The following is a 26259-nucleotide window of genomic DNA, read 5'->3' on the forward strand; positions in this document are numbered from 1 at the left end:
GTCAAAAAAGGAAGAACTCCACGAAGTAATAAGCAATTGGAATGGAAAAAATCAAGCTGTCACAGCGGTCAAGAACACCGCCATGACCGGGAAAGAAGGTGCCTGAATCCTTGATCTTACAGCAACGCTTCATGATGGATTCCACAAGATCGCCCAAAGGGGCAAAGAAACCGACCAGGAGCGCAAGGATGAGGACACGAACGCTTTGATAGCCAAGATAGGTATGCCCAATGAGATAGATAACGGCAAGGGTTCCCAAAAAACCGCAAAGAGCGCCTTCCCGAGTCTTTTTGGGGCTGACCGTCGGTGCCAGCGGCGTCTTTCCCCACATCCTGCCACCAAAATAGGCAAACGTATCACTGGCCCAGGTTCCTACCATGACTGTCCAGAGGAGACCTTCCCCCAGAGAGCGAAGAAAGATGAAATGGGCAAAAGGAAGCCCAATATAAAGCAGGGAAAGCGTGCTCAAAGCAGTTTTTTCAAGAAACTGGCCCTCCCCATGATGAAACAGACCATCCAGCATGATCAGAAGGGAAAAAAGGATGGTCACAGGCACAAGGAGTGCATGGGATAAGGAGCTATCCAAAAAAACAAGGGAAGCTGCTGCTACAAGGAGCACAATGCCTAAAAAGGCGGCCTTTCCATAAAGGTCATAACCTGCCGCGTGAATCATATCCCGATATTCCTTATATGCTACGGCAGCAAGCAACAAAGTCCCCAGTGAAAAAAACAGACCTCCCAGTTTGATCAAAAGGAGAGCAATTGGAATGGCAATGAGTGCCGTACGGATTCGTTGTCCCATGAGTTACGCCTTCTTTGTCAGGCCGCCGAAGCGGCGGTCCCGTTTTTGATAGCTGAGGAGCGCTTCCTTGAATCGTTCCGGCGTAAAATCGGGCCAGCAGACGTCTGTCGTCCACAGTTCCGAATAAGCAATCTGCCAGAGCAGGAAATTGCTCACCCTGAGGTCACCGCCCGTGCGGATCAAAAGATCCGGAGCAGGGATGCCCCGTGTATAGAGATGGTCCTCAAATAGAGCCTTTGTTATGTCATCCGGCTGCAGCGTACCAGCCTTCACCTGCCGGGCAATCTCCGTTGCCGCGTGAAGGATTTCCGCCTGTCCGCCGTAATTGATTGCGATGGTTAAGAGAATTCCTTGATTGTCCTTTGTTTCCTGCTCGGCTTCTTCCATCTTCTTAAGGACAAGGTCGGGCAGCTCCTTGCGGGAGCCAATGAAACGCATACGGACCTGGTATTTCTTGAATTCTTCAAGCTCATTGGTGAGATATTCAACAAGGAGCTTCATGATGAAACTGACTTCCGTCACGGGGCGCTTCCAATTTTCCGTGGAAAACGCGTAGGCTGTGAGGGCCTCTATCCCGATGGAATCAGCATAGCGCACAATTTCGCGCAGCGCTTTGGCCCCATAGGTATGACCAAAGGTTCTCGGTTTTCCCTGCCGTTTGGCCCAGCGGCCATTACCGTCCATGATCATGGCAACATGGCGGGGAATCTTTTTAAGGTCCAGTTCCTCACTGGCAGGATGGGTTTGTGCCGAAGGAGTGGACGGTTCGGAGCGAAAAAGATGAGTTAACATAAGCGTTCCCCTATAAAAAAATTAGCGCAGCCTGCATCATTGCAAGCTGCGCAACGCGCCTCCTGCTTATTCAGCAGCGATAGCGCCAACCGGGCAAGCGCCGGTGCAAGCGTCGCAGTCGATGCAGCTAGCTTCATCAACCTTGTACTTGCCATTGTCTTCAGAGATAGCACCAACCGGGCAGGTACCAGCGCAGGAACCACAACCGATGCATGCATCTTGATCAATCTTGTGTGCCATTATGTGTACACCTCCCTTCAAATTGACAACCAATAATCAATGTTACTTTATGGTCAAGCGCATTGATTTGCTTCAACACGTAAGCAAAATCATCGCGCCAGACTAGCGTATCACGATGGAAGGCCGGTTCAGCCTTCACAAGCGTCACCGAAAGTCCCGCCTCTTTGGCCATCAAGACGGCTTCTGCAAGGGGACGGGCGACCAGGTCGGGAACAATCATCTCACATTCCATTAGATGGACATGACTTCCTTTTCCTTTTTCGCAAGGATGTCATCGATTTGCTTCATATACTGGTCAGTCAGTTTTTGGGAAGCATCCATAGCATCCTTGGAATCATCTTCCGTGATTTCCTTGCCTTTCAGCAGTTTCTTCACGGCATCATTGTATTCACGACGGATGTTGCGGACGGCAACACGGGCACTTTCACCCTTTTTATGAACAACCTTGACGAGTTCCTTACGTCTTTCTTCGGTTAAAATAGGCAGGCTCAGACGAATGACAGTCCCATCATTATTGGGATTCAGACCAAGGTCGCTCGTCATGATTGCCTTTTCAATTTCTTTCATCAGGCTCTTGTCCCAAGGCTGGATCACAATCATGCGGGGTTCCGGAACGGAAACATTGGCAAGCTGGTTGACAGGGGTCGCCGTTCCGTAATAATCTACTTTGACTTGATCTAGCAGGGACGGTGTTGCTCTTCCCGTGCGGATGGCAGCAAGTTCCGTATGCAGGGCCTTAAGGGCACTTGTCATCTTTCTTTCGCTGTCCGCTTTCAGTTCTTCAATCGTAGCCATCAGAGTCCTCCTACTATGGTTCCAATTTCTTCTCCCGCGGCCACCTTTGCAATGTTGCCCGGGCGGTCAATATTAAATACAACAATAGGAATATCATTATCCATGCAGAGACTGATTGCCGTGGAATCCATGACACCCAGATTCTTTTGGATGACTTCAAGGTATTCAAGATGATCGAACTTCTTGGCCTCAGGGTTCTTCTTCGGATCACTGTCATAAACCCCATCGACGCCTTTTTTAGCCATCAGGATAGCGTCGGCTTCGATTTCAGCGGCGCGCAGGGCAGCCGTCGTATCCGTTGAAAAATAAGGATTCCCCGTTCCAGCCGCAAAGATCACGACACGGCCCTTTTCAAGGTGCCGTACAGCACGGCGGCGAATGTAGGGTTCAGCAATTTGACGCATTTCAATGGCCGTTTGTACCCGAGTCGGCACGCCGCGGTTTTCCAAGGCGTCCTGGAGAGCCAAGGAGTTGATGACCGTTGCGAGCATTCCCATATAGTCAGCAGTCGCGCGGTCCATACCCTTGGAGCTGCCTGAAAGACCTCTCCAGATGTTGCCGCCGCCGTTGACGATGGCGACATCCAATCCGCTTTCACGGACGGCTTGGATCTGACCGGCAATGCTGTCTACCGTTACAGGATCGATACCATAGCCTTTTTCTCCTGCTAAGGCTTCTCCACTGAGTTTAAGAATGACGCGTTTGAATTTTCGTTTTGCTGACATCTGCTTACATTCCTCCCATGAGTCATCTATCATTTGGAAGAAGCAAGAAGGCATCCCAACCCAAAGGATGGATGCGGGCTCCTTCTCAGCAAAAGGGGGGCACTTCCCCCTTTATCCACTTCCATTCATTATATGAAAAAAAAGGGTACATGCAAGACAGAATCCAAATTTGTCACGGATTCTGCCTCCTACACCATTTCAGGCCGCAAAAAAGGAAGCTGCCCAAAAAACGCATGGCGCAATTTTCGGTACAGCCTCCTCCTTTTCCATACTTTATTTCTTATTTAATGAAGCTCTGGACTTCAGAAGCAAAATCTTCCTGCTTCTTTTCAATGCCTTCGCCAAGCTGATAGCGGACAAAGCGAATGGCTTTGGCATTCTTTTCTTTCAGGAGACCGCTGATGGTCTTATCAGGATCCATGACGAATTCCTGATCAACCAAGCAGTTTTCCTTATAGAATTTTTGGATGCGGCCCATGACCATCTTTTCGATGATCTTTTCCGGTTTGCCTTCGTTGCGGGCCTGTTCAGCAAGGACTTCCTTTTCATGGTCCAGAACATCAGCCGGCACAACAGTGCGATCCATGTAGCCAGGGTTAGCAGCTGCAATGTGCATGGCAACATGTTTGGCCAGTTCTTCATCGCCGCCTTCGAGTTCAACGAGGACGCCAATCTTGCCTGCGCCATGGATATAGTGACCCAGGGTATGGCTGCCATATTCATAGACAGAGAAACGGCGGATATCAACTTTTTCACCAATCTTAGCGATGGCTTCCGTCACGATTTCACTGACCTTCTTATCAGAACCAGTGAAAGTGGAATCGAGCAGGGCCTGCATATCAGCCGGTATCGTCAGGGCAACATGTTTGGTAATGGAATGAACAAGGTTCTTGTAATCATCGGTGTTGGCGACAAAGTCAGTTTCGCAGTTGACTTCTACGAGGGCTGCCACTTTGTTTGCTTCGTCCAGATAGATATCAACAAGACCTTCAGCAGCAACGCGGCTGGCTTTCTTAGCCGCCTTGGACAGGCCTTTTTCTCTCAGGTAGTCGATGGCTTTATCCATATCGCCGTCGGTAGCAGTCAGGGCTTTTTTGCAGTCCATCATGCCAGCGCCGGTGCGTTCACGCAGTTCCTTGACTTGACTTGCAGTAATTGCCATGTGTTTTTCCTCCTCAAGTGATGTTGCTAATGCTGATGATTATTCAGCAGCGTCTTCTGCTTTTGCTTCAGCAGCTTCTTCGTCGACAGCACTGGCCTTGCCTTCGAGGATTGCATCAGCCATTTTGCTGGTGAGCAGTCTGACGGCACGGATAGCGTCGTCGTTAGCCGGCATCAGGTAATCCACTTCATCCGGATCGCAGTTGGTATCAACCGTGGCAACAACAGGGATATGGAGCTTGCGGGCTTCCAGGATTGTGTTGTGTTCCTTGCGGGGATCGATAACAAAGATGGCATCCGGAAGTTTCTTCATTTCCTTGATACCGCCGAGGTATTTTTCAAGTTTCGCCATTTCATGACGAAGCACAATGACTTCTTTCTTAGGAAGCAGGGCAAAGGTGCCGTCTTCTTCCATTTTTTCGAGTTCATGGAGCCGTTTGATACGGGTCTGGATGGTCTTGAAGTTGGTCAGCATACCGCCGAGCCATCTTTCGTTGACATAGAACATGCCAGCACGGGTGGATTCTTCCTTGATTGCGCTCTGGGCCTGTTTCTTCGTTCCAACGAAGAGAACCTTACCGCCCTGGGCCGCCAGTTCACGCAGGAAGTTGTAGCATTCTTCTACTTTCTTGACGGTCTTCTGCAGGTCAATGATATAGATTCCGTTGCGTTCCGTGAAGATGTAAGGAGCCATCTTAGGGTTCCAGCGGCGAGTCTGATGACCGAAGTGTACGCCTGCTTCAAGAAGTTGTTTCATCGATACAATAGCCATTTTTATTTCCTCCTGTTTTTTCCTCCGCAGCTATTTTCCGAATCTCCTAAAAAGGACAGGTACGTCAAACGCTACGTGTGTTGTTAGGGGTGCTGTGCGCACCGGATAGCATTATAGCATACCAATGTCTGATTAAGCAAGCTTTTTGTTATTTGCTGTTAAGCGCTTCCAGCATGGCCTTTTCAAGAGCCTTTGCCTGTGCCTTCCAATCAGACCCGGCTATACCCCCGCCTTGGCTCGATGTCGGGCTGCCCCCACCGCGGCCATGAAAGACGTTTCCTGCCATGGTACACAAGTCACGGCAGCGCTCTTCTGCCCCTTTTGTCGCGGCAAATTGGTACATGACCTTATCGCCATTTTTAAGGATAAGGGCCGCCAAGATCTTTTCCTTTCCTGTCAATAGTTTCATGAGGCTCTTCCCGTCCCTTGGGGTTCCTTCGGTCAGGACGAAGACAAAACGTGTACCTGACGCAAGAAGAGGTGCCTTTTCCAAAAGGGCAGGCAGCTCAGCCTGGAAAAGGTCCTGGGTCCTTTCCCGCAGGCTAGCCTTGAGGTCTAGGACTTCCTGATGGAGTTTTTCCACAGCTGGCAGGACTTCTTCACTTTTGACAGAAAGGAGATTGCTCGTTTCTTCCAGGATGCGACTGCGTTCATGGATGGCTTCCACGGCTCGTTTGCCGCAGAGGAACTCTATGCGGCTGCCGCCTTTATAGCGGCTGAAGCGGATGACCTTGATGAGCCCCACCATGCCCGTAAAGGGCGGATGGGTCCCGCAGCAGGTACAGGTATCGCCCTCTTTGATATCGACGAGGCGGACGATGCCCCGCAGCTTATCGTTTTTCTTACGAAGGCCATACTTTCCGAGTTCCGTGTAAGGAACATAATGAAGGGTAATGGGATGATTTTCCCAAACCGCGGCATTGGCTGAAAGTTCCGCTTCTTTGACGGTTTTTTCGTCTACTTCCTTATCAAGGTCAATGAACACGCTCTCTTCATTCATATGAAACCCTACATTATTGGCGCCGCAGGTCTTCCAAAAAGCATAACTCAACATATGCTCTCCGCAGTGCTGCTGCATGCGGTCAAGCCTGACATCCCAATCGAGGCGAACGGTCACTTTTTTCCCCACCGGCAGGGCCTTGTGGGTAAAATGGCGCACGTCATCTCCTGATTCAGCCGCGTAATAGACGGGAATATCATCAATCCAGCCCCGGTCGGAAAGCTGCCCGCCCCCTTCGGGGAAGATCACGGTTCCATCGAGGACGATTTCAAAATGGTCCCCCACTTCCTTTGTCGACAGAACCGTCGCGCTGCACTCCTTGCGGAGTGAATCATTTTCATACCATTTTTTGGTCATGGAAGGTCACCTCGAATTGGCACCCAGCTTCCACTTGGACCTTGATCCTTCCGGAAGCTTCCCAGTGCCGAATATTGGAACGATGCTGCCCCCGTACAATAGAAGAAAGGCGGTCTGGCACCGTAATAACCATATTATAATTCCCCCTTTTCTGCTCTGCAATAAGGGCGTCAATCTTTTTTTGCCAGACATAGGAATGGACGAGTTCCCCAAAAGAGGGGTGGAAGGGACCGGCGAGAATCCTGCCCGGCGCCCTAAGATCCTCATCGGGCTGAAGCCCCATCCGGATGACGGGGATGCCAGCTGCTGTGAGCCCTTCGTAAAGATAGGCGCAGCGGCGAACCGTTTCAGCAAGGTCAAGGGGCGTATAACACCCCTTGCGGTACCAATCGGCAAGTTTGGTTCCCTCAATCACAAGGAGCGGATAGATACGGCATCCCTCTGGATGCATGGCCGTAACACCGCGAAGGGTCTTTTTCAGGGTTTCTTCCGTTTCCCCAGGCAAATTGACCATAAGCTGATGGATGACAGCAAAGCCTGCTGCTTGAAGCTGTGCCGTGGCCTCATAGACGCAGTGCGCGTCATGTCCCCTGTCAAGAAGCGTCAACGTTACATCGTCAAGAGACTGGACGCCCAGTTCAACTGTGCGGACGCCGTAGTCTCTAAGCAGACTTAAGCTGGCTGGACTTATGGCATCAGGCCGGGTGGAAAGGCGTAGGTCCGTAAAATAGCCAGCCTTACGATAAGGCATGACAAGTTCCAGCAGGGCTTCCTGTTCCGCCAACGGAAGGGCTGTGAAGGAACCGCCATAAAAAGCAAGCTCATTGCGATGGTCCTTTCTGACCCAGCCGGCAAGGGTCCTGAGCTGACTCTTGACATCTTCCACGCCATGATAGGCAGTACCGTTGATGATGGGCTGATTGCAGAAAAGGCAGCGATGGGGACAGCCTTTAAAGGAAACAAAAAGGGGAATGATCATAGCCTCTCCTCGTACAAGAAAAACCCGCCATAAGGAGAATCTCCTTGTGACAGGTTTCTTACAGGGTCACCCCTGCTTTTTCTTTACTAGGCGCAGTGCCTCACGGGCAGCGCGCTGCTCAGCAAGCTTCTTCGTCCTTCCCGAACCGGTTCCGTAGGTTTTTTCCCCTACAATGACCTTCATAAAAAAGGTCCGGTTATGGGGCGGTCCGTCAAAGCCCGCTTCTTCATAATGGATATCCGTCTGTCCTTGTGCCTGGATGAGTTCCTGGAAGCGGGTCTTATAGTCCCGATCGATCCCATCCGCGGTCAGTTCCGGGATCTTGTCGATGAGGACCCTTGTAAGGAGATCCCTCACCTTTTCATATCCTGCATCAAGGTAGTACGCTCCCATAACGGATTCAAAGGCATCTGCCAGGATGGAAGGATTGTAACGGCCACCCATGTGACATTCCCCTCGGCCAAGGAGGAGATAGTCTCCAATGGCAAGGTCTTGAGCCAGTTCCGCCAAGGTCTCTTCGCAAACAAGGAATGCCCTAAACTTGGAAAGCGCTCCTTCATCCATCTCCGGGTAGGCAAGGTACAGATGGGTACTGACAACAAGGCTGAGAACGGAATCACCCAAAAACTCAAGGCGCTGGTTGAACTCCGGAACCACTTTTTCCTTGCACTCATAGGCATAGGAAGAATGGGTCAGGGCCGTATCCATGAGGGACAGATCCTGCATCGTGACGCCCAGACGGACAAGGAAGCTTTCCAGGGCCTCTTTACGTTCCTTGCGCATGTAAGGTCAGTCCTTGTATTTCCGGAAGGCGACACAGGCATTATGGCCGCCAAAGCCGAAATTATTGGAAAGGACAACGTCCACATCTGCCTTGCGGGCAACATTGGGGACGTAGTCAAGATCCATTTCATCTTCTGTATCCGGATCTTCGTAATTGATGGTCGGAGGAATGATGCCGGTTTCAATAGTGAGGACGGAAGCAACGGCTTCCATGCCGCCGGCAGCCCCAAGCAGATGACCCGTCATGGATTTATTGGAGCTGATGGGCACCTGTTTGGCACGGTCCCCAAAAATCTTTTTGCAGGCCAGCGTTTCATTAAGGTCATTGCGATGGGTCGATGTCCCATGGGCATTGACATAGCTGACATCGTCCGGCGTGATTCCGCCGTCAGAAATGGCAGCAAGCATGCATTCTGCCGGCATCTCCCCGCTCGGATCCGGAGCCGTGATGTGATAGGCATCACTGTTATAGCCGTAGCCGATGACTTCGGCATAGATATGGGCACCGCGTTTTTTGGCGTGTTCCAATTCTTCAAGGACAATGACACCCGCGCCTTCGCCCATAACAAAACCGCTTCTTTTTTTATCAAAGGGGCAAGATGCCTTTTCCGGTTCCTCATTATTGCGGGACAATGCCTTCATGTTATCAAAGCCAGCGATGGCCATTTCAGTAATGGCAGCCTCACTGCCCCCGGCAAGCATGACATCGGCATCACCGTATTGAATGGTGCGCAGGGCATCACCAATGCAGTTGGTCCCTGTTGCGCAAGCCGTAACGATGGCCGTATTCGGTCCTTTAAGGCCAAGGGCAATGGCAATCTGGGCGGCCGGCATATTGGGGATTTCCATCGGGATGAAGAAAGGACTGATGCGGCTTGGACCCTTTTCAGCGTACTTCATGGCCACATCAACAAAAGTCTGCATACCGCCGATACCGGAGCCAACGCAGACACCGATGCGCTTGGGATTTTCGTCCTCGAGCTTGAGCCCTGAATCAGCAAATGCCATGTTGCCGCAGGCTACGGCAAACTGGGTCACGCGGTCCATCCGCTTGGCTTCTTTCTTATCCCCATACTGACCGAAATCAAAGTCCTTGACTTCCCCAGCAATCTGACAGTTCAGACGGGACGGATCAAACAGGGTAATGCGGCCAATACCGCTTTTACCTGCCGTCAGGTTCTTCCAAAATTCGTCTTTACCGATACCAATCGGGGTAATGGCACTGACGCCTGTTACGACGACTCTTCGTTTCAAAGGGATCACCTCTTAGTAAGATTTGCTTAATTCTTCTTTCAGTCTCCTGAAAATTTCATGAACAGGTAATATTTCCTTGATTTTCCACATATTGGCGCCCGTAAAGACGAGACCTGTTTCAAGATCTCCCTGCTGGGCCCGTGTCAGGGCCTTGATGATGCAGAAGCTTCGAGAACAGTGCTTGAGGCAGCTGTCACAAGTAAGCGGCTTTGGCGGATGCCCTTCCAAGGCAGCCTTGGAAAACGGACTGAGGACGGCGCGACCCTTGAATCCCACGGGACTATCAATCTGGATCACATCATCTTTCGTCATCTTCAAGTAAAATTCCTTAAGCTGAGGTGCTCCATTGGATTCCTCGCTCGCAGCAAAACGGCTCCCCATCTGGACGCCGCTGGCACCCATATGAAGGAGATCGGCTACATCACTGCCCGTGATGGCGCCGCCGGCCGCAATGACCGGGATCTTAACAACCGAAAGGATTTCCGGCAGAATATCTTTAATCGAACGTTGGGTCCCCAGATGGCCACCGGCCTCTGTTCCTTCCACAACAATAGCGGAAGCGCCCAAGCGTTCAGCAATTTTCGCAAGTTTGGCATAGGAAACAATTGGAACAATGGGAACCCCATATTCCTTGCCGACGGAAAACATATCTCGGGAAAAGCCGGCGCCGGCCACTATCAAATCGACTTTTTCCTGTGCTGCCGTAGTAATGAGCCCCTTGAATTCACGAGCGGCTACCATAGCATTGATGCCAATCATACCCTTGCCATTGGAAAGTTTCCGGGCAAGGCGGATTTCTTTGCGCAGTTCATCAAACGGCAGGCCGGAAGCAGCAATGAGGCCTACACCGCCTTCATTGGCTACTGAAGCTGCCAGGCGGGCCGTTGAAAGACGGATCGCCATACCACCCTGCACAATCGGCACAGTGGCAACTTTTTCACCAATCTTCAGTTCTGGCAATTTCAACTAAAATCCCCCATTTCAGGATCATGGAAATCAAATCAATAAAAAATAGGATAAAGCTCGGAAAGTCCCGAAAAGGGACCTTCCGACTGGATGGATATCCGATTATTTGTCAGCTTTATCCAGGAGTTCTACTGCATCTCTTACGGTGCGGATCTTTTCAGCAACATCATCGGGGATTTCCGTGTTGAATTCCTCTTCAAATGCCATGATCAGCTCAACAATGTCGAGAGAGTCAGCTCCCAAGTCATCGATGAAAGTAGAGTCCATCTTTACGTCTTCCGGAGCAACGCTCAGCTGGTCAACGGTGATTGCCTTTACTTTTTCGAAAGTGCTCTGTTCGCTCATACCTTTCACCTCCTTCCCCTTCTTCATACAATCATACTACATTACCATGCCACCGTCCACATTTAAAACTTGGCCGGTTATATAAGCAGCTTCTTCGCTGGCGAAGAATAAGACTGCATTGGCAACATCTTGCGGATCCCCAGGGCGTCCCAGAGGAATGGTCTTGAGCATTTCCTCCTGAACGGACTCTCCGAGGACTTTCGTCATGTCCGTAGCAATAAAGCCCGGTGCAATGACGTTTGCTGTAATGCCGCGAGAACTCACTTCCTTGGCAAGAGCCTTGGTAAAGCCAATGACGCCCGCTTTGGCAGCGGCATAGTTGGCCTGACCGGCATTGCCCGTCTCGCCCACCACGGAGGCCATATTGATGATTCGGCCTGCCTTTTGCTTCATCATGGTGCGCATAACGGCTTTGGAACAGTTATACATGCTCTTGAGATTCGTTGCAATAACGGCATCCCAATCTTCTTCCTTCATACGCATCAGAAGCCCATCACGGGTGATTCCGGCGTTGTTGACAAGGATATCGAGGCGTCCCAATTCAGCGACTGCCTGCTTGATCATGTCTTCGCAGACAGCTGTATCGGCAACATCCCCTTTAAGGACAATGGCCTTGCGGCCCATTGCCTTGACAGCTTCTGCGGTTTCTTCAGCGGCGGCTGTATTGCCGGCATAATTGATGGCCACGTCAGCCCCTGCTTTTGCCAGCGTCAGGACAATGGCACGGCCAATGCCGCGAGAACCGCCGGTTACAAGCGCTACCTTGCCGAATAACGTCATTTTATCGAACCTCCTTTAAATAAGCAAGCGATTTTTCCAAAGATTCCATGTCTTCCACATTGAGCGGTGCATAGGAACGGTCCACTTTCTTGATGAAGCCGCAGAGGACTTTGCCAGGGCCAACTTCCACAAAGGTATCGACGCCGTCATTCATCATACGGCGGACCGAATCTTCCCATAATACAGGGCTTGCGGCCTGCAGGACGAGCTGGGAGCGGATTTCATCCGCCTTTGTTTCCGGCTTGGCATTGACGTTTGCCACCACGGGAATCTTGGCATCCACGATCTCTACGCTGTCAAGGACTTCCTTCAGACGATCTGCAGCAGGCTGCATGAGCGTGCTGTGGAAGGGAGCACTGACAGGAAGGAGGATGGCGCGTTTGGCACCGGCTTCCTTCAGCCTGTCACAGGCTTTATGGACAGCTTCCGTCGCACCAGCGATGACAATCTGGCCAGGGCAGTTGAAGTTGACTGCCTGGACACACTGATTCGTCATGTTTGCCGTTTCTGCACAGATTTCCTTGATTTTATCTGTATCAAGGCCAATGATGGCAGCCATGGCACCTTCCCCAACGGGGACGGCTTCCTGCATGAACTGGCCTCTCTTGCGGACCGTGCGGACCGCATCGGCAAAGCTCATGGCACCGGCACAGACAAGGGCAGAATATTCACCCAAGGAATGACCGGCTACAACGGAGGGAATAATTTCATTTTCTTCCAGGACTTTCATCGCAGCGACACTGCACGTCAAAATTGCAGGCTGTGTATTATAGGTCAGGCGCAGCTGTTCTTCCGGGCCTTTGAAGCAAAGGTCCGTCATGGAAAAGCCAAGGGCTTCGTCAGCTTCCTTGAAAACGTCCTTTACGACACTGTAATTATCATAAAGGTCTTTCATCATCCCTACTTTCTGGGAACCCTGACCAGGGAACATGAACGCAATCTTACTCATTTTTTGGCCTCCTCTGTTTTCTGCCATTTGATGACAAGGGATCCATACGTGAGCCCAGCCCCAAAGCCGACAAGGACAACAATTTCATCCCGTTTCAAGCGGCCTTGGTCACGGGCGTCACACAGGGCAATTGGAATGGACGCGGCGGATGTATTGGCATACTGATCGACGTTGACCATGACTTTATTAAGCGGAAGGTCAAGCCGTTTGGCCGCAGAATCAATGATCCGTACGTTGGCCTGGTGCGGCACCAGAAGGTCGATATCATTTTTCGTCATGCCAATTTTGTCCAAGGCTTTCATGACACTGCGGCCGAGGACGCGAACAGCGAATTTAAAGACTTCTTTTCCATTCATGTGGATGAAGTGTTCATGGTGATCCACCGTTTCGTGGCTTGCTGGATGGCGCGATCCCCCGCCGGGCATATTCAGGTATTTTCCACTGGAGCCGTCGGCTCCAAGATCTACGGAAAGGATGCCGTAACCGTCTTCTACCGGTCCCAGAATAGCCGCACCGGCGCCATCACCAAAGAGGATGCACGTATTGCGGTCCGTAAAGTCAAGGATCCGGGAAAGGGTTTCTGCCCCTACAACAAGCACATGCTTATAAAGGCCGGAGGCAATGGTCTGACTGACAATCCCGCAGGCATAGGCAAATCCCGTGCACCCCGCGCCCAGGTCAAAGGCCGCGGCATGGCTGGCTCCCAACCGGTCCTGCAGCATGCAGGCCACAGAAGGAAACTTCATGTCCGGTGACTCGGAAGCAACTACAATAAGGTCCAAGTCTTCCGCTTTCAAGTTGGCATCATCCAGCGCGCGCTGGGCAGCGATAAAGGCAAGATCACTGGTTGCCTGTTCCGGAGCGGCAATATGGCGCTGCCGGATACCCGTGCGTTCCACGATCCATTCATTGCTCGTATCAACCAATTTTTCCAGGTCATAGTTTGTCATGATTTTTTCAGGGACATAGGAACCCATCCCCCAAAAACCCACACTGATTCGTGACATAAGTTATAATTCCCCACTTTCTTCGTCCCGGAGGATTTCCCTGCCAATTTTTCCGACAATATCCTTTTCTGTCAGTTCAATGGCTACCCTCACGGCGTTCTTGATGGCTTTTGCTTTGGAACTGCCATGGCAGATGATGAAGGGGGCACGTACGCCAAGAAGCAGGGCACCGCCATATTCGGAGGCATCCATTTTCCGCTTCACTTCCGTCAGGGCAGGTTTCATAAGAAGGGCCCCAAGCTTGGAAAGGAAACCGCTGCCTTTAACTGCGGAACGAATGATTTCCAAGACAGCAGATCCAAGCCCCTCCATGGTCTTTAAGACAACGTTTCCCGTAAAACCGTCGCAGACAACAACATCGACGGTTCCTTTATTGATGTCCCGGCCTTCCACATTCCCGATGAAATGGATATGGGGATTGGCCTTAAGAAGTGGATACGTTGCAAGGCACTGCTCATTTCCCTTGGTCTCTTCCTCCCCAATATTAAGGAGTCCGACCCGGGGATTTTTGATACCAAGCTGGGATTCAGCATAAACCGATCCCATGATGGCACTTTGGACAAGCTGCTCCGGTTTTGCGTCCACCTTGGCACCAGAATCCAACAGGACCGTTGCCCCTGTGAGACTTGGAATAACCGTTGCAATAGCCGGCCGTTCAATGCCCTTGATACGGCCCAAGCCGAACAGGGCAGAAGCAACAGCTGCCCCTGTACTTCCCGAAGAAACAAGGGCATCACATTCTTTTTGGCGCAAAAGATCGGTTGCAACAACGATGGAAGCATCCCGCTTCTTTTTGACGCTGATGCCAGGGTGATCCTTCATTTCAATGACCTCACTGGCATGGTGGATGGTCACATGGGGATTGGTTTCCTCGTGTTCCCTGCGAAGTTCCGCCTTAATGACGTCCTCGTCACCGACAAGGACGGCATCGCAGCCATATTCCTTGACAGCCTGAAGGACGCCTTTAATGATTTCAGCAGGACCGTAATCGGTTCCCATGACATCAACTGCGATTTTCATTTTCTTGGTTCCTCTCTTCAGGTAAGGAAACAATCAGGAATTTGGCCCGAAAGACCTCTTTCCGATTGTTTCTGATCTTGACCCAGATGGTATATTTGTCTTCCTGCTTTCTCACAACCTCGGCCCGCGCCACAAGGACGGCACCGCTGAGAACAGGAATCTTGTATTTTACATTGGCCACGCCCGTCAGGGCTGCCGGTGCGTCAATAACGGCCAAAGCCAGGGAATTGGCCTGGGCAAACATATATTGCCCCCGGCATACACCGGTTTTTTGCAGGACCATTTCCTTATTGACGGTCATCATGGAAATGCCGCTCACCCCAATTTCAAGGTCAATGAGTTCACCCACAATGTCTTCACTGGTAATCGCCTGGAGCTTCTTCTGGGCATTTTCCGCCATATGGCGCGTCCGTTCCCGAAGTTCTGGGATCCCAAGGGCCAGCCGATCGAGCCGAATGGTCTGGATACTGACCTCAAACTGTTCTGCCAGGTGGGCATCAGTCAGGAAAGGATTCTTGATAAGAGCAGCTTCGAGGCGCTGCTGACGCACCTTTTTACTTTGCGCTGAGCCCATTCCATCACCTACTTTACACCTACTTTTAGTACCTAGTCATAACAGCTACACTCATTATAAAGATAACGAGCCTAAAAAGCAAGTAAAAAGGGCCTATAAAAGGTGAAAGAACGGTGACATTCCCCTCTGGAAAGTGCTGCCGTCAAAACGAGGAAAACCTACCCGAAAAGCGCTTGGCATCAAAGACACTGCTCTACCCCAAACGATCCTGCGCTGAGCAAAAAGCCTATGAAGATCCTGTACAAAAGGCACTCAAGAATAGGCAGTGACTCTTCCTGCGCTCCAGGATCAGGCTGAAACGGAAAAAAGGCCACCGCCCAAAAGCGATGGCCTTTTTTTCTTGATGTCTTATTCCTCTTCGGTCTTGACGACTTCCTTACCATCGTAGTAACCGCATTCAGGGCATACATGGTGAGGACGCATCTGCTCATGGCATTGCGGACATTCAACCAAGCCAGGAGCAGTCAGTTTCCAATTAGCGCGACGGGAATCGCGACGAGCTTTAGACATTTTTCTCTTTGGTACTGCCATTACGAAACACCTCCTAAACTCAACCTATTTCTCTAACAATGCCTCGAGAGCCTGTAATCGAGGATCGATGGTTCTTGTGTCACAATTGCATGGTGCCACGTTCCTATCAGCTCCACAGACCGGACAGATTCCCTTGCAGTCCGGTTTGCACAGCATACGTGCAGGAACAGTCAGCAGAAGGGACTCCCTCAAAGCATCCGTAACATCAACCACATCAAACTTATAAGTGAAAGCATCATCGGGAAGGTTCTCCGTTCCTTCCGGATAGTACCGTTCTTCCAAAGTGGAAACCAGGGGCTGCACCAAAGGTTTGAGACAGCGTCCACATTCTCCTTTGACAGAAAAGTGAAGGCTTCCATCAAGAAGGATCAACTCTCCCCCATTATGGAGCGTGAAGTCCGCCACCACCTGACCCTCAAGGGAAACATCGTCTTCCGTGAGGTCAAGGGCTTCCGGATCCAGTTCATAATGATAGGATGCCGAACCTATAAGCTGCTTTTTGATTTCTGCTACATTGATCTTTATCATAATAGTATCAACCGCTTTATTATAACGGTGTCCCCTTTCTTTGTCAATACAAAGGAGGGAATTCCTTATTTACCGCAAAGGCGGTTCGTATCGCGAGCGATGACGAGTTCTTCGTTCGTCGGAATCAGGAAGACTTTGACTTTGCTGTCAGCCTTGCTGATTTCCGTAACCTTGCCGCGAACATTGTTGCGTTCAGCGTCGAGTTCAACACCGAGGAATTCAAGCCCTTTGCAGACCTTGGCACGGGTTCCGATATCGTTTTCGCCGACGCCAGCCGTGAAGACAATGGCATCAACGCCACCCATGGCAGCTGCATAGGCACCAATGTAGCGTTTGACTTGATAGCAGAACATGTCAAGGGCAAGCTGTGCTTTTTCGTCCCCTTTATTGGCCGCATCTTCGAGGTCACGGAAGTCGCTGGAAATGCCGGAGATGCCAAGAACGCCGCATTCCTTGTTCATATATTTGTCCATTCCTGCATTGTCCAGACCCTTTTTCTGCATCAAGATCGGAACGATTGCCGGATCGATGGAGCCGCAGCGGGTGCCCATGAGGACCCCATCAAGAGGCGTGAAGCCCATGGACGTATCCACGGATTTGCCGCCATCAACAGCGGTGATGGAAGACCCATTGCCCAAATGGCAAGTAATGATCTTGGTATCTTCCGGTTTCTTGCCGAGAAGCTCAGCGGCACAGGCAGCTACATAGCGATGGCTCGTACCATGGAAGCCGTATTTACGGATTCCGTACTTTTTGTATTCTTCATATTTGACGCCGTACATGAAGGCCACAGGAGGCATGGTCTGATGGAAAGCCGTATCAAAGACAGCCACTTGCGGGGTGTTCGGCATCAGTTTCTGGCAAGCGCGGATACCAGCAACATTAGGCGGCTGATGAAGCGGAGCCATGTCACTCAGGGCTTCAATCTGCTTCAGGTTTTCTTCCGTAACGAGAACGGATTCACTGAACACTTCGCCGCCATGGACAACACGGTGACCAACGGCATCGATTTCATCCATGGATTTGATGACACCATGGTTGGGGTCAACAAGGGCAGCAAGGACTTTCTTGATCCCATCTACATGATCGGGGATCTCGCTTTCCATGCGAACCTTATCCTTGCCTGCCGGCGTGTGGGTCAGGACAGAACCATCGATACCGATACGTTCTACCAGGCCTTTGGCGATGACGGATTCATCTTCCATGTTGATCAGCTGATACTTAATGGAAGAACTGCCACAGTTAACAACAAAAATCTTCATTCCCTAGCCTCCTGATTGTTGCTGGTCAAAAAACCAGTTTCTTTTCTGATTGAATCAGCACTATAATAATATATCAAAGAATTGACGTCTTGTAAAACGATTTGAGGAAGGAATTTTATGGAACTACAAACGGTCGCCGCCATAACGGCTGAATACAACCCCTTTCACAAGGGGCACGCCCACCAAATCAACGTGATTCGTAAGACCTTGGGTAACGTTCCCATCATTGCCGTCATGAGCGGCTCCGTCACCCAGCGTGGGGAACTGGCCCTATGGGATAAATGGGAACGGGCCCGACTTGCCCTGCGGGGCGGGGTCGACCTCGTTCTGGAACTTCCCGCCGCAAGCGTCCTGCGCTCAGCTGATCATTTTGCCGCCGGAGCCCTTTCGATCATGCGCCACACAGGCCTCGTCACCCATATTTCTTTTGGCATGGAAGATCCGGATCGAGCAAAACTAACCATGCTGGCTGCTGAACCCCCGGACCACGAAGCTTTTGAAAGGGCCCTGAAAGCAGGAACTTCCTATGCTGAGAGCATGGCCCTAGCCTACACAAAAAAAGACCCCGCTTACGCCTCTTTTTTTAAGGGCTCCAACAACCTTCTTGCCCTTAGCTATGCAAAAATGGCAAGGCAGGTCTTCCCCTCGGCCGCACTTCTTCCCATCCTGAGAGAGGGAACTCCCTATAATGAAGAAAGTCTTACGGAAAAAGCGGCAAGCGCGGCTGCCCTGCGTCATTTTCTTGAGGAAGAAGGACCCTCAGCTACCGTTTTTGCAGCCATGGGGATCCAGGCTAAAGAGGAAGAGGCCCATCTGGCCTCCCTCCCCTCTCCCCTTTTCCATAAGCAGCGCCTTGATCTATTGATGGCTTACGCCCTTGAAAGCACCGATGCCGAGCATCTTTCCCGCCATATTGAAGCCACTGAAGGCCTTGAAAGAGCCCTTATAAAAGCCCGCCGAAAAGGTTCCTTTGACGCCATCGCGGCAGCCTGCAGCGGCAGACGCTATTCCCGTTCCCGTATCCGGCGGCTCATGCTCCAGCTGCTTTGTACCGGTGAAACAAAGGCCTTCACAGGGCTTAGTGACGAGGCCCCTTATCTGCGTGTCCTTGCTTTTTCAAAGCGAGGCAAAGAGCTTCTCCATCTGATGAAAGAAACAGCAACGCGCCCTCTTTTTTCGCTCGTCAATAAAGATACCGCCCGGCACCTTAACGAAGAAGCAAGGCGGAAACTCGAGCTTGACCTTGCGGCCACTTCACTCTGGGAACTTGTGGCAACAGGGACCGCTACCGGCCGTGACTATAAAGAGGCTCCCATCAAGGACTGACCGTATCCTTGTTAAAAGTCCATCACCGTGATATAAGGGCTAACCTTTGTCACGGTGATTTTCTGCAGCCTGCTAATAAGGGGTTACAATAGAACGCGGCCTTCCCGTCCCCGTTCAGGATGCGCCTGCTTCAGGGTTTCTGGGAAAGCGGCATAATGCCCATCGAGCTCCCTTACAAGTACCTTTTCATCGCGGGGATACTGCCTATTTATGGGAAGGACATTTGACATATGGAGGCCAAAAAATTCTATATCCTGAAGATTCAGTGCTTTCAAAAAGGCAAGCTTTTCTTCCATCTGTTCGCCAAGGATGTTTTCGGCAAACTGTCACGCCTGGATAAGGCGCCCCAAGGCACTGCCCCGATCAACATGAAGGGGTGAGCCAAAAATCAGCCGCGACTGGACCAAGTTCGCTAAAAGAGCGTTAGCTCTGGCACTTTCCAGTCCCTTTCCCCTGTCGCCTGCCCCCAGCATCAAATTGATGCTATAGCAGCAGCCGAGACGTTTTAAGCGCAAAAGCTGCTCTTTTGCCTCATGTAGGGGAAAGCCTTCATTAAAAAAAGCAAGGGCAGCCTCACTGCCAGAGTCAACCCCAATGTTGAAATCATTCAGCTTCAGAGCACGGAGCGCCAGAAGCTCTTCATCGGTCTTGTCCTTGATGTTCCTGATAGAAGCATACATGGAAATGGTATCGATACGAGGGAAAATAGAAGCAATCAGTTTTCCTATGCCCTTAAGGTCCCTGGTAGGCAAGGCAAAAGCATCTCCGGTTACAAGAATAATCTGTTTGACCCCGTTCCCATAATAGGATCGTACCTCCAAGAGATCTTCCTGGATCTGGGACAAAAAGACGGCGGAAAAAGGCTGTCCCCGCTACGCGGAGCAGAACGATTGGCATGATGACTGTAGCCAATCGTTGCTTCATTGAGGAGCACTCCAGCTTCATAAGATGGTCGATAAACGGGCTCTGTATCGTGCTTGATGGCTCCTTTCCAGCGGAATAAGGCCTGGACAGCCTCATTCATCACGAGCATATCTTATTAATGTGCACGTTCAAGCAATTTATAATAATCGATGCCTGCTTTTCGTCAACAAACAAAAAGGAACCACCGCTAACGCAGTGGTTCCTTTTTTGTTTGTTTATTTCCGATCGCCCGATTCAATCTGGTTGTCTGACTCATAGGACGAGCGCAGGGCCTGACCATTATCACGGACTGCCGTCAAGGTCTTGTTGAGGTTTTCTTCCAGATAGTTGAAAACATCCATGGCATACTGCATGGATTCGCTGTGGAGCTTATCCGCATAGGCATCTGCGGCAGCACGCATATCGCGGTCATACTGCTGGGTCGTTGCAATGATGCTGTTGGCCTTATCTTCCGCCGCTTTCACAACTTCTTCCTGACGGACAAGCCGGTCGGCTTCGGCTTTGGCAAGGTCGACTATCCGGTCGGCTTCGGCCCGGGCCTGCTCGATGATCTGGTCAGCTTCCGCGTGGGCCTTTTCCTTGATATCCTTTTGCTCTTCCAACAGGTCATGGGCCCGTTTGATTTCAAGAGGTACAGCCCCGCGCAGTTTTTCAAGGATCATATCCACATCGCTTGCCTTGACAAGCTTGTAGTTCAAAACAGGAATCGATCCCGCAGAAGACAGCACATCATCCAATTCGTCTAAGATATTATCCAGTTCCATAGTTATCCGTTCCTTCCTTTTCTTTTTTCACTGCGCCGATCGTGCGCGCTTCATGATATCATCCTTGATCGAAGGGGGAACAAACCCCGTGATATCGCCGCCGAAATACAGCATCTCCCGGACACCGGAAGAACTGAGGCAGGAATATCTTTCGTCCGTCATGATGAAGACCGTCTCAATACTGTGATCGATTTTCTTCATCAAAAGCGCCCGCTGGAATTCATATTCAAAATCGGAAAACGCCCGAAGGCCCCGGACAATGAACGCGGCTTCTTCTTTCCTGCAGAACTCATTGAGGAGTCCCGAAAAACTTGTCACCCTGACATTGGGAAGGTGAGCCGTCGCTTTTTCAATGAGGGCAACCCGTTCCTCCATGGGAAAAAGGGCCTTGTCCTTCGTGGGATTGACGAATACACTGATAATGACTTCGTCAAACATATGGCTTGCTCGTTCAAAAATATCCAAGTGTCCCAAGGTCACAGGATCAAAACTTCCTGGACAGACTGCTCTGCGCATGAAAAGTCCTCCATAACAGTCGAATTCTAACCATCATTATATCAAATCCCTATAGAGATTTCCACTCAATTAGTGAGATTTTCGTATCGCCATATTTTTCGGTCCTGATTTCCGTCCCTGCCTTCACATACTCCCGGGGATCTTCAAGGAGGGAATGTTCAAGAACCAAAAGACCGCCGTCGCGAAGGATGCCGTGTTGGCAGAGCGCCTTGTACAGGGCCTCATTGAGTCCTTTATCATAAGGGGGGTCGGAAAAAACAAGATCATAGATTTCCCCATTACCCTTGGCGTCGGCAATGCCCTTGATGGCATCGGTATGACGGATAATGGCGTCAGCCCCTGCCTTTGCCTTTTCTACATTAAAACGAATGAGCCGCAGGCTTTCGCGGTTCTTATCAAAGAGGACGACTTTCCTTGCCCCCCTGCTCCACGCTTCCAGCGCTAAGTTTCCCGTGCCGCCAAAGGCATCCAGAACCACAGCGCCGGCAATACGGTCCTTGATGATATTGAAGAGTGCTTCCTTGACACGGTCACTCGTGGGCCGTACGGCATAATCCTTGGGTGGAAGCAGTTTCATACCTCGGGCCCGTCCCGTAATGATTCGCATACACAAATTGCCTCCCATCGTATATAATAAATAGCAAACTCATTTGATTGTCAAAAGAAAGGAGCTCAGCCATGAAGAAAGGACCCCTTTACCTATGTGGGGCCGCCGCAGCGGCAGTATGTGTATTGTACCACACCTTGGCCCCAAAAGGCGTGCCCTTTTCTCCGGCCCCGGTGCCAATTTCTGAATCTTGGACCTTTGTTCCCCTTGATGACCGGCCCCCGTGCCGCCGCTTCACGGAAGAACTGGGGGCCCTTGCCGGCATCCACTTTGCAGCACCGCCCCATGAACTGATGGACTGGTATGAAGTGCCGGCCCATATTCCCCAGGTCTGGGACTATGTTGAAAAGGATCTTCCTGGGCGCAGGGGTGCCCTCCTATCTACTGACCTGCTTTTATTTGGCGGGCTCCTGCATTCCCGCCTTGTCCCTGCCGATGCCGCTTCAACAGCACAATTTTTCGATCGCCTGGAAGCGCTCATGGAGAAGAATCCTCAAAAGGAATATTCCCTTTTCACGGTCATTCCCCGCCTGCTCATCAGTGATCAAGTCCTTCCCGACCGATGGTACCAATGGCATCTTATGACCTGGGCCGTCAATATGGATAAAAAGATCCGCGGCCTGCCCTATGATGAACCCCTTTATGAAAGCGTCAAGAAAGAAATCCCTATGGATCTCAAATGGAAATATATGACACTCTATCGGGATAATGACACATTTAACCAGATGCTCATCGACTTTTCCACCAAGCATCCTGTCACGGATCTTGTGATTGGGCAGGATGATGCCCATCCCTTTGGGCTGCCCAATTACAATCGGCTCAATGTCAAAAGTTATGTAAAAAATTACGATGTCCACCCGCCCATCATGACAAGCCAGGGCGCAGATGAGCTTGGGGCCCTTGCTGCAAGCCGCATCTATCTTCAGGAAAGCGGACACCGGCCGCGTGTCAAGGTCCTTTATGGATCGGACGCCATGAAAGATTACACCTTGCCCTTTGTTCCATTGACCTTGCAGGAAATCGCCGAAGAAAAGATTGCCCTTTCTGGCGCCGTTGAAACAGCCAGTGACGAAGAAGCCGACTATTATCTCTTCATTCACTGCGGCACGGACCGCACGGAAAATTACCGTCCCGTGGCCCACCGGGTAAAGACACTCATGAAGGAAAAACCCCTGGCCCTCGTTGATCTATCCATGCATTTTGCGGGCGGTGAGTGCCTGCTTCCTACCCTTGTCAAGGAGGAGGTCCCCATTGGCCGCCTTCTTGCCTATTCAGGATGGAATACGGCATCAAACGCCATTGGTACAGCCGTTGCCCAGGGAAATATTGTTTCCATGCGGGCCCATGACCTGCCACAAAACGAGCTCCCCCGTCTTTATGCCCAGAATCTCACCTTCAATGCGGCCCGCTTCCTGGATGACTGGGCCTACCAAAAAGTTATTCGGCCCCACATGGCGGTCCTTGCGGGTCTAAATGGGTCACCCGAGGTCCCTGTTTCGGAGAAAAGTCTCGCAGGCGCCCAAGATTATCTGGGAAGGGAACTCTTCTTTTATAAGACCCTCCTTGTCTGGGCCCTGCGTCAGGAACCTTTTTACCAGGATCAGCATGACGCCTATTACCTTCAGGACCTTTCCTTTGAAAGTGCGTTTCCTTGGCAGCGGGCTTTTGAAATCGATTTGACAGTCCATCCAAAATTTGGGAAAAAAGAATTGACAAAAGAATAAATTTCGATTATACTCAAGAAGTTGATTGTTCGGGACGTAGCGCAGTTTGGTAGCGCGCCTGGTTCGGGACTAGGAGGCCGCAGGTTCGAATCCTGTCGTCCCGACCATCTTTTTATTTGGATGGTCGAAAGGAGCGGTAGGCTCCTTTTTTATTACCTAAAAGCTGAGGAAATGACATTCATTTCCTCAGCTTTTTTTCGTGATGGAACAGATCTTTTCTTATGCCAAGAGATCAAGGAGATCCTTCATGGTCTTTTTTCCAAACTGCACATCCCTTCCCCCATCAACGATAAGGCAGGGAACGCCCATGATATGATAACGCGCCTTCCAGTGACCATGATGGACAAGATCACGGACACGGACCGTAATTTTGGGATTAAGGGCTGCAATATGCTGGGCGACCGTCACCACATCAGGGCAGATCCTGCATGTAAGGGATACAATCAAATCAATTTCATGAGCTGGCAGGGCAAGGATAGCTGCTCTATCATGCTCTGATAAAGGCTGCCCAGGCCCTGCCGCATTATAAAGGCCCAAGAGGAAGGGAGTAAATTCATGACCGCCGGGAACGCCGTAATAAAGAAGGCCTGTAGGTTCCCCTTCTGCCCGAAGAACGGCCACAAAGGGTGCCGCTTCCGTACTGTTTGCCCCTTTTTGATAGGAAATCTTGTCTGTCAGGCTGCAGAGGTTTTTGATATATCTTTCCAGTTCCTTTGAAGCAGATGATTCGTTTTCATGGACTTCAAGGATCAAGGATGATGCCATGCGGTCAAAAAGACCCTTCATCTGCCTTTTCATATCTGCTGAAAAAAGAGGATTTTCCTCAGCATCTGTTTCTTTTATGTGCAAAGCGGGTACAGCTATTTCCGGACTTTTGGCAGGGTGAGGTGATTGCGGACGGAGACCCGTCTTTTTCTGCATCTTTGCTGCATAGCGTTCCAGTTCCGTTGCCGCAAGGGCACCATCCCCCACAGCGGTGACAACCTGACGCAGGGGCTTGATGCAGACGTCACCTGCCGCATAGATTCCGTCCCGGCTTGTTTTTTGGGCTCGGTCCGTTACGATATATCCCTCCCGGTCAAGGTCGACGAGTCCTTTGACAAGGGCGGTTTCCGGTTCATATCCGACGAAGACGAAAACACCGAGGGGACCGCCGTCTTGGGCGGAAAGGGTCCTCTTTTTTCCAGTCACGTTATTTTTGACAACAAGCTGTTCCACCATGCCGTTTCCTTCGACACGGACCACTTCATGGTGCGGCAGAATCGTGATTTTATTGTGGTGAAGGGCCGGCTCGGCCACGCTTGCGGCGCATTTGAACCCATCACCGCGGATGAGGACTGTCACGTGGCGGGCGTACTTCGTAAGAAACACACTTTCTTCAGCCGCAGCAAAACCACCGCCCACAACATAGACATCACGGTCCGTAAAAAATTCCCCATCGCATGTCGCACAATAGGCAACACCACGGCCTTGAAACGCGGCCTCGCCGTCAAATCCGATACGGCGCGGATGGGCACCCGTGGCAAGAAGAATTCCAAAACCCTTGAAATCACCCCTATCCGTATGAACAGTCTTTACCACACCGGTTCCTTCAAGACCGGTCACTTCGGCAAGGATAACCTCCGCGCCAAAGGATTCGGCCTGTCTGCGAATGGTTTCTGCCAAGGCCATTCCCGAAATGGAGGGAACGCCAGGATAATTGACGACCCGCTGCGTAATGGTAATCTGCCCGCCAAATTTTTCCTTTTCAAGGACCAGGACGCGATAGCGGGCCCGTGCCAAATAAAGGGCTGCCGTGAGACCAGCAGGGCCGCCGCCAATAATAAGAACATCATATAATGAGGCAACTTGCATCATAGAAAGCTCCTTTTTACTTGGAAAGAAGGCCTTCGCCATCCATCAGCAAAGGGGAGAATTGCTCACAGAAGGCAAAGGCCTATAAAAAGGGACACAAAGGAATCAGAGCTGACCCACAAGGTCAAGACTCGGCTTCAGCGTTTTTTCGCCAGGCTGCCATTTAGCCGGGCAAACTTCATCACCGTGTTCATAGACAAACTGGCAGGCTTGAAGCTTACGGAAAAGTTCATCGGCATTGCGCCCGACATTACCTGCTGTCACTTCATAAGAGACAATGCGTCCTTCAGGATTGACGATGAAAGCACCGCGTTCAGCAACACCGGCTTCCTCAATAAGGACATCAAAATCCTTGGCGAGAACATGGGTCGGGTCAGCAAGCATAGGATACTTGATCTTGGCAATCTTTTCCGATGCGTCATGCCAGGCTTTATGGACAAACGCGGTATCGCAGGAAACGGAATAGATTTCGCATTCCGCCTTTTGAAAGGCTTCATATTTGGAAGCAAGATCTTCCAGTTCCGTGGGGCAAACAAAGGTAAAGTCTGCCGGGTAGAAGAAAAAGAGGGACCATTTACCAAGAACGTCTTTCTTGCTCACGTCTGTGAGTTCATTATGGTGAAAGGCCTTGACGGAAAAATCACTGATTTCTTTGTTGATGAGACTCATAATGTAGAATCCTCCTTTGGTACTTGATTTCCCGCTTCATTTGCTGGGAAAGATGGATGGAAGCGAAAGTTAGTTTTGACTAACTACGCACAGTATAACAGGATACTTTTTTCTCTGTCAATAATAGATATTGATGGAAGCCTTTTCTTGGTTCTATAATTTAATTTGGGGCGCTAACGTGACCGTCTGGGTGCGTGTCCTTTCAGCGCCTACTTTTTTTCAATAAAAAAAAGGCATATGCACTCAAATCCCT

The 26259-nt window shown here is 50.8% G+C and carries 31 protein-coding genes and 1 tRNA gene; 3 read left to right on the forward strand and 29 right to left on the reverse strand.

What is annotated here, in order from left to right; genetic code table 11:
* Position 1 precedes the first annotated feature (1 nt).
* From HMPREF1246_RS05785 to HMPREF1246_RS05890, 22 genes are all read right to left on the reverse strand, one after another.
* Positions 2 to 802 carry a phosphatidate cytidylyltransferase gene (locus tag HMPREF1246_RS05785; protein ID WP_009015748.1) on the reverse strand — a complete coding sequence of 267 codons (801 nt, stop codon included), beginning with the start codon at positions 800 to 802 and terminating at the stop codon, positions 2 to 4.
* Between the two features lie 3 nt (positions 803 to 805).
* Complete coding sequence (locus HMPREF1246_RS05790; protein WP_009015749.1) at positions 806 to 1594, reverse strand: isoprenyl transferase; 789 nt, start codon at positions 1592 to 1594, stop codon at positions 806 to 808.
* A 66-nt stretch (positions 1595 to 1660) separates the two neighbouring features.
* Positions 1661 to 1834, reverse strand: a complete 174-nt coding sequence (locus HMPREF1246_RS05795) for a 4Fe-4S binding protein (protein ID WP_009015750.1) — start codon at positions 1832 to 1834, stop codon at positions 1661 to 1663.
* Entirely contained in the window at positions 1818 to 2066 is a 249-nt protein-coding gene (locus HMPREF1246_RS05800; RefSeq protein WP_009015751.1) for a hypothetical protein, read from the reverse strand. Before HMPREF1246_RS05800 ends, HMPREF1246_RS05795 begins: the two co-directional genes overlap by 17 nt.
* Positions 2066 to 2629 (reverse strand): ribosome recycling factor, encoded by a 564-nt coding sequence (gene frr, locus HMPREF1246_RS05805; protein WP_009015752.1) that lies wholly within the window; start codon positions 2627 to 2629, stop codon positions 2066 to 2068. The genes HMPREF1246_RS05800 and frr overlap by 1 nt, the downstream gene beginning before the upstream one ends.
* Positions 2629 to 3354, reverse strand: a complete 726-nt coding sequence (pyrH, locus tag HMPREF1246_RS05810) for a UMP kinase (RefSeq protein WP_021736968.1) — start codon at positions 3352 to 3354, stop codon at positions 2629 to 2631. Before pyrH ends, frr begins: the two co-directional genes overlap by 1 nt.
* 280 nt (positions 3355 to 3634) lie before the next feature.
* Positions 3635 to 4516, reverse strand: a complete 882-nt coding sequence (gene tsf, locus HMPREF1246_RS05815) for a translation elongation factor Ts (protein WP_021736966.1) — start codon at positions 4514 to 4516, stop codon at positions 3635 to 3637.
* Between the two features lie 39 nt (positions 4517 to 4555).
* On the reverse strand, positions 4556 to 5287 hold the full coding sequence (gene rpsB, locus HMPREF1246_RS05820; RefSeq protein ID WP_009015755.1) for a 30S ribosomal protein S2: 732 nt from the start codon (positions 5285 to 5287) through the stop codon (positions 4556 to 4558).
* 148 nt (positions 5288 to 5435) lie between these two features.
* Positions 5436 to 6644 carry an alanyl-tRNA editing protein gene (locus HMPREF1246_RS05825; RefSeq protein ID WP_021736953.1) on the reverse strand — a complete coding sequence of 403 codons (1209 nt, stop codon included), beginning with the start codon at positions 6642 to 6644 and terminating at the stop codon, positions 5436 to 5438.
* Positions 6625 to 7623, reverse strand: coding sequence for an elongator complex protein 3 (locus HMPREF1246_RS05830; protein WP_021736949.1), 999 nt, complete (start codon positions 7621 to 7623; stop codon positions 6625 to 6627). Before HMPREF1246_RS05830 ends, HMPREF1246_RS05825 begins: the two co-directional genes overlap by 20 nt.
* A 66-nt stretch (positions 7624 to 7689) precedes the next feature.
* Complete coding sequence (gene rnc, locus HMPREF1246_RS05835) at positions 7690 to 8406, reverse strand: ribonuclease III (protein WP_009015758.1); 717 nt, start codon at positions 8404 to 8406, stop codon at positions 7690 to 7692.
* A gap of 6 nt (positions 8407 to 8412) precedes the next feature.
* Entirely contained in the window at positions 8413 to 9660 is a 1248-nt protein-coding gene (fabF, locus tag HMPREF1246_RS05840; RefSeq protein ID WP_009015759.1) for a beta-ketoacyl-ACP synthase II, read from the reverse strand.
* A 12-nt stretch (positions 9661 to 9672) separates the two neighbouring features.
* A complete protein-coding gene (locus HMPREF1246_RS05845; protein ID WP_009015760.1) occupies positions 9673 to 10626 on the reverse strand; it encodes a nitronate monooxygenase family protein in 954 nt (317 codons plus the stop codon).
* Between the two features lie 102 nt (positions 10627 to 10728).
* Positions 10729 to 10971, reverse strand: coding sequence for an acyl carrier protein (locus tag HMPREF1246_RS05850; protein ID WP_016459446.1), 243 nt, complete (start codon positions 10969 to 10971; stop codon positions 10729 to 10731).
* Between the two features lie 36 nt (positions 10972 to 11007).
* Positions 11008 to 11751: a 3-oxoacyl-ACP reductase FabG gene (gene fabG, locus HMPREF1246_RS05855; protein ID WP_009015762.1), complete on the reverse strand. Its 744-nt coding sequence runs from the start codon at positions 11749 to 11751 to the stop codon at positions 11008 to 11010.
* Between the two features lies 1 nt (position 11752).
* Positions 11753 to 12700, reverse strand: a complete 948-nt coding sequence (gene fabD / locus HMPREF1246_RS05860; protein WP_009015763.1) for an ACP S-malonyltransferase — start codon at positions 12698 to 12700, stop codon at positions 11753 to 11755.
* Positions 12697 to 13707 carry a beta-ketoacyl-ACP synthase III gene (locus tag HMPREF1246_RS05865; RefSeq protein ID WP_021736977.1) on the reverse strand — a complete coding sequence of 337 codons (1011 nt, stop codon included), beginning with the start codon at positions 13705 to 13707 and terminating at the stop codon, positions 12697 to 12699. The genes fabD and HMPREF1246_RS05865 overlap by 4 nt, the downstream gene beginning before the upstream one ends.
* A gap of 3 nt (positions 13708 to 13710) precedes the next feature.
* Positions 13711 to 14727 (reverse strand): phosphate acyltransferase PlsX, encoded by a 1017-nt coding sequence (gene plsX, locus HMPREF1246_RS05870; RefSeq protein ID WP_021736951.1) that lies wholly within the window; start codon positions 14725 to 14727, stop codon positions 13711 to 13713.
* Positions 14711 to 15301 (reverse strand): transcription factor FapR, encoded by a 591-nt coding sequence (gene fapR, locus HMPREF1246_RS05875; protein ID WP_009015766.1) that lies wholly within the window; start codon positions 15299 to 15301, stop codon positions 14711 to 14713. Before fapR ends, plsX begins: the two co-directional genes overlap by 17 nt.
* Before the next feature lie 348 nt (positions 15302 to 15649).
* On the reverse strand, positions 15650 to 15832 hold the full coding sequence (gene rpmF, locus HMPREF1246_RS05880; protein ID WP_016459444.1) for a 50S ribosomal protein L32: 183 nt from the start codon (positions 15830 to 15832) through the stop codon (positions 15650 to 15652).
* 24 nt (positions 15833 to 15856) lie between these two features.
* Positions 15857 to 16360 carry a DUF177 domain-containing protein gene (locus HMPREF1246_RS05885; RefSeq protein ID WP_009015767.1) on the reverse strand — a complete coding sequence of 168 codons (504 nt, stop codon included), beginning with the start codon at positions 16358 to 16360 and terminating at the stop codon, positions 15857 to 15859.
* A 65-nt stretch (positions 16361 to 16425) separates the two neighbouring features.
* A complete protein-coding gene (locus HMPREF1246_RS05890) occupies positions 16426 to 17622 on the reverse strand; it encodes an acetate/propionate family kinase (protein ID WP_009015768.1) in 1197 nt (398 codons plus the stop codon).
* Between the two features lie 117 nt (positions 17623 to 17739).
* Here HMPREF1246_RS05890 and HMPREF1246_RS05895 point away from each other — a divergent pair, with 117 nt between their 5' ends.
* A complete protein-coding gene (locus tag HMPREF1246_RS05895) occupies positions 17740 to 18948 on the forward strand; it encodes a nucleotidyltransferase family protein (RefSeq protein WP_021736964.1) in 1209 nt (402 codons plus the stop codon).
* Positions 18949 to 19031: 83 nt separating this feature from the next.
* Here the strand turns inward: HMPREF1246_RS05895 and HMPREF1246_RS05900 are convergent, their stop codons facing one another.
* The 5 genes from HMPREF1246_RS05900 to rsmD all read right to left on the reverse strand — a co-directional run bounded on the left by HMPREF1246_RS05900 (position 19032) and on the right by rsmD (position 21759).
* A complete protein-coding gene (locus HMPREF1246_RS05900) occupies positions 19032 to 19244 on the reverse strand; it encodes a hypothetical protein (RefSeq protein WP_014128728.1) in 213 nt (70 codons plus the stop codon).
* Positions 19245 to 19274: 30 nt separating this feature from the next.
* Positions 19275 to 19769: a radical SAM protein gene (locus HMPREF1246_RS05905; RefSeq protein ID WP_231368249.1), complete on the reverse strand. Its 495-nt coding sequence runs from the start codon at positions 19767 to 19769 to the stop codon at positions 19275 to 19277.
* 318 nt (positions 19770 to 20087) lie between these two features.
* Positions 20088 to 20636, reverse strand: a complete 549-nt coding sequence (locus HMPREF1246_RS05910; RefSeq protein WP_009015771.1) for a hypothetical protein — start codon at positions 20634 to 20636, stop codon at positions 20088 to 20090.
* 27 nt (positions 20637 to 20663) lie between these two features.
* On the reverse strand, positions 20664 to 21152 hold the full coding sequence (gene coaD, locus HMPREF1246_RS05915) for a pantetheine-phosphate adenylyltransferase (RefSeq protein ID WP_009015772.1): 489 nt from the start codon (positions 21150 to 21152) through the stop codon (positions 20664 to 20666).
* 49 nt (positions 21153 to 21201) lie between these two features.
* Positions 21202 to 21759, reverse strand: a complete 558-nt coding sequence (gene rsmD, locus HMPREF1246_RS05920) for a 16S rRNA (guanine(966)-N(2))-methyltransferase RsmD (protein ID WP_021736950.1) — start codon at positions 21757 to 21759, stop codon at positions 21202 to 21204.
* Between the two features lie 71 nt (positions 21760 to 21830).
* On the opposite strand from rsmD, the gene HMPREF1246_RS05925 reads away from it, so the two are divergent.
* Together HMPREF1246_RS05925 and HMPREF1246_RS05930 are read left to right on the forward strand one after the other, a co-directional pair.
* Complete coding sequence (locus tag HMPREF1246_RS05925; protein ID WP_014128731.1) at positions 21831 to 23483, forward strand: DUF4127 family protein; 1653 nt, start codon at positions 21831 to 21833, stop codon at positions 23481 to 23483.
* A 30-nt stretch (positions 23484 to 23513) separates the two neighbouring features.
* Positions 23514 to 23590: transfer RNA gene (locus HMPREF1246_RS05930), tRNA-Pro, on the forward strand.
* A 112-nt stretch (positions 23591 to 23702) separates the two neighbouring features.
* Here HMPREF1246_RS05930 and HMPREF1246_RS05935 read toward each other — a convergent pair.
* Positions 23703 to 25379 (reverse strand): FAD-dependent oxidoreductase, encoded by a 1677-nt coding sequence (locus tag HMPREF1246_RS05935; RefSeq protein ID WP_014128732.1) that lies wholly within the window; start codon positions 25377 to 25379, stop codon positions 23703 to 23705.
* 63 nt (positions 25380 to 25442) lie between these two features.
* Entirely contained in the window at positions 25443 to 26006 is a 564-nt protein-coding gene (gene ahpC, locus HMPREF1246_RS05940; RefSeq protein WP_009015776.1) for an alkyl hydroperoxide reductase subunit C, read from the reverse strand.
* Positions 26007 to 26259: the final 253 nt, after the last annotated feature.

This window comes from Acidaminococcus sp. BV3L6 (assembly GCF_000468835.1).
In the GTDB taxonomy this organism is placed as follows: Bacteria; Bacillota; Negativicutes; order Acidaminococcales; family Acidaminococcaceae; genus Acidaminococcus; species Acidaminococcus intestini.

Excerpts from the sequence above, each read along its gene's own strand:
- pyrH (WP_021736968.1), bottom strand. The coding sequence starts at position 3,354 with ATGTCAGCAAAACGAAAATTCAAACGCGTCATTCTTAAACTCAGTGGA.
- rpsB (WP_009015755.1), bottom strand. The coding sequence starts at position 5,287 with ATGGCTATTGTATCGATGAAACAACTTCTTGAAGCAGGCGTACACTTC.
- HMPREF1246_RS05935 (WP_014128732.1), bottom strand. The coding sequence starts at position 25,379 with ATGGCGAAGGCCTTCTTTCCAAGTAAAAAGGAGCTTTCTATGATGCAA.
- HMPREF1246_RS05865 (WP_021736977.1), bottom strand. The coding sequence starts at position 13,707 with ATGTCACGAATCAGTGTGGGTTTTTGGGGGATGGGTTCCTATGTCCCT.
- HMPREF1246_RS05910 (WP_009015771.1), bottom strand. The coding sequence starts at position 20,636 with ATGGAACTGGATAATATCTTAGACGAATTGGATGATGTGCTGTCTTCT.
- HMPREF1246_RS05890 (WP_009015768.1), bottom strand. The coding sequence starts at position 17,622 with ATGAAGATTTTTGTTGTTAACTGTGGCAGTTCTTCCATTAAGTATCAG.
- fapR (WP_009015766.1), bottom strand. The coding sequence starts at position 15,301 with ATGGGCTCAGCGCAAAGTAAAAAGGTGCGTCAGCAGCGCCTCGAAGCT.
- rsmD (WP_021736950.1), bottom strand. The coding sequence starts at position 21,759 with ATGCGAATCATTACGGGACGGGCCCGAGGTATGAAACTGCTTCCACCC.
- HMPREF1246_RS05885 (WP_009015767.1), bottom strand. The coding sequence starts at position 16,360 with ATGATAAAGATCAATGTAGCAGAAATCAAAAAGCAGCTTATAGGTTCG.
- frr (WP_009015752.1), bottom strand. The coding sequence starts at position 2,629 with ATGGCTACGATTGAAGAACTGAAAGCGGACAGCGAAAGAAAGATGACA.
- HMPREF1246_RS05895 (WP_021736964.1), top strand. The coding sequence starts at position 17,740 with ATGGAACTACAAACGGTCGCCGCCATAACGGCTGAATACAACCCCTTT.
- tsf (WP_021736966.1), bottom strand. The coding sequence starts at position 4,516 with ATGGCAATTACTGCAAGTCAAGTCAAGGAACTGCGTGAACGCACCGGC.
- HMPREF1246_RS05795 (WP_009015750.1), bottom strand. The coding sequence starts at position 1,834 with ATGGCACACAAGATTGATCAAGATGCATGCATCGGTTGTGGTTCCTGC.
- coaD (WP_009015772.1), bottom strand. The coding sequence starts at position 21,152 with ATGCGCAGAGCAGTCTGTCCAGGAAGTTTTGATCCTGTGACCTTGGGA.
- fabG (WP_009015762.1), bottom strand. The coding sequence starts at position 11,751 with ATGACGTTATTCGGCAAGGTAGCGCTTGTAACCGGCGGTTCTCGCGGC.
- HMPREF1246_RS05830 (WP_021736949.1), bottom strand. The coding sequence starts at position 7,623 with ATGATCATTCCCCTTTTTGTTTCCTTTAAAGGCTGTCCCCATCGCTGC.
- HMPREF1246_RS05825 (WP_021736953.1), bottom strand. The coding sequence starts at position 6,644 with ATGACCAAAAAATGGTATGAAAATGATTCACTCCGCAAGGAGTGCAGC.
- rpmF (WP_016459444.1), bottom strand. The coding sequence starts at position 15,832 with ATGGCAGTACCAAAGAGAAAAATGTCTAAAGCTCGTCGCGATTCCCGT.
- HMPREF1246_RS05850 (WP_016459446.1), bottom strand. The coding sequence starts at position 10,971 with ATGAGCGAACAGAGCACTTTCGAAAAAGTAAAGGCAATCACCGTTGAC.
- HMPREF1246_RS05790 (WP_009015749.1), bottom strand. The coding sequence starts at position 1,594 with ATGTTAACTCATCTTTTTCGCTCCGAACCGTCCACTCCTTCGGCACAA.
- fabD (WP_009015763.1), bottom strand. The coding sequence starts at position 12,700 with ATGAGTAAGATTGCGTTCATGTTCCCTGGTCAGGGTTCCCAGAAAGTA.
- HMPREF1246_RS05800 (WP_009015751.1), bottom strand. The coding sequence starts at position 2,066 with ATGGAATGTGAGATGATTGTTCCCGACCTGGTCGCCCGTCCCCTTGCA.
- HMPREF1246_RS05785 (WP_009015748.1), bottom strand. The coding sequence starts at position 802 with ATGGGACAACGAATCCGTACGGCACTCATTGCCATTCCAATTGCTCTC.
- plsX (WP_021736951.1), bottom strand. The coding sequence starts at position 14,727 with ATGAAAATCGCAGTTGATGTCATGGGAACCGATTACGGTCCTGCTGAA.
- HMPREF1246_RS05900 (WP_014128728.1), bottom strand. The coding sequence starts at position 19,244 with ATGGAAGAAAAGCTTGCCTTTTTGAAAGCACTGAATCTTCAGGATATA.
- rnc (WP_009015758.1), bottom strand. The coding sequence starts at position 8,406 with ATGCGCAAGGAACGTAAAGAGGCCCTGGAAAGCTTCCTTGTCCGTCTG.
- HMPREF1246_RS05925 (WP_014128731.1), top strand. The coding sequence starts at position 21,831 with ATGAAGAAAGGACCCCTTTACCTATGTGGGGCCGCCGCAGCGGCAGTA.
- ahpC (WP_009015776.1), bottom strand. The coding sequence starts at position 26,006 with ATGAGTCTCATCAACAAAGAAATCAGTGATTTTTCCGTCAAGGCCTTT.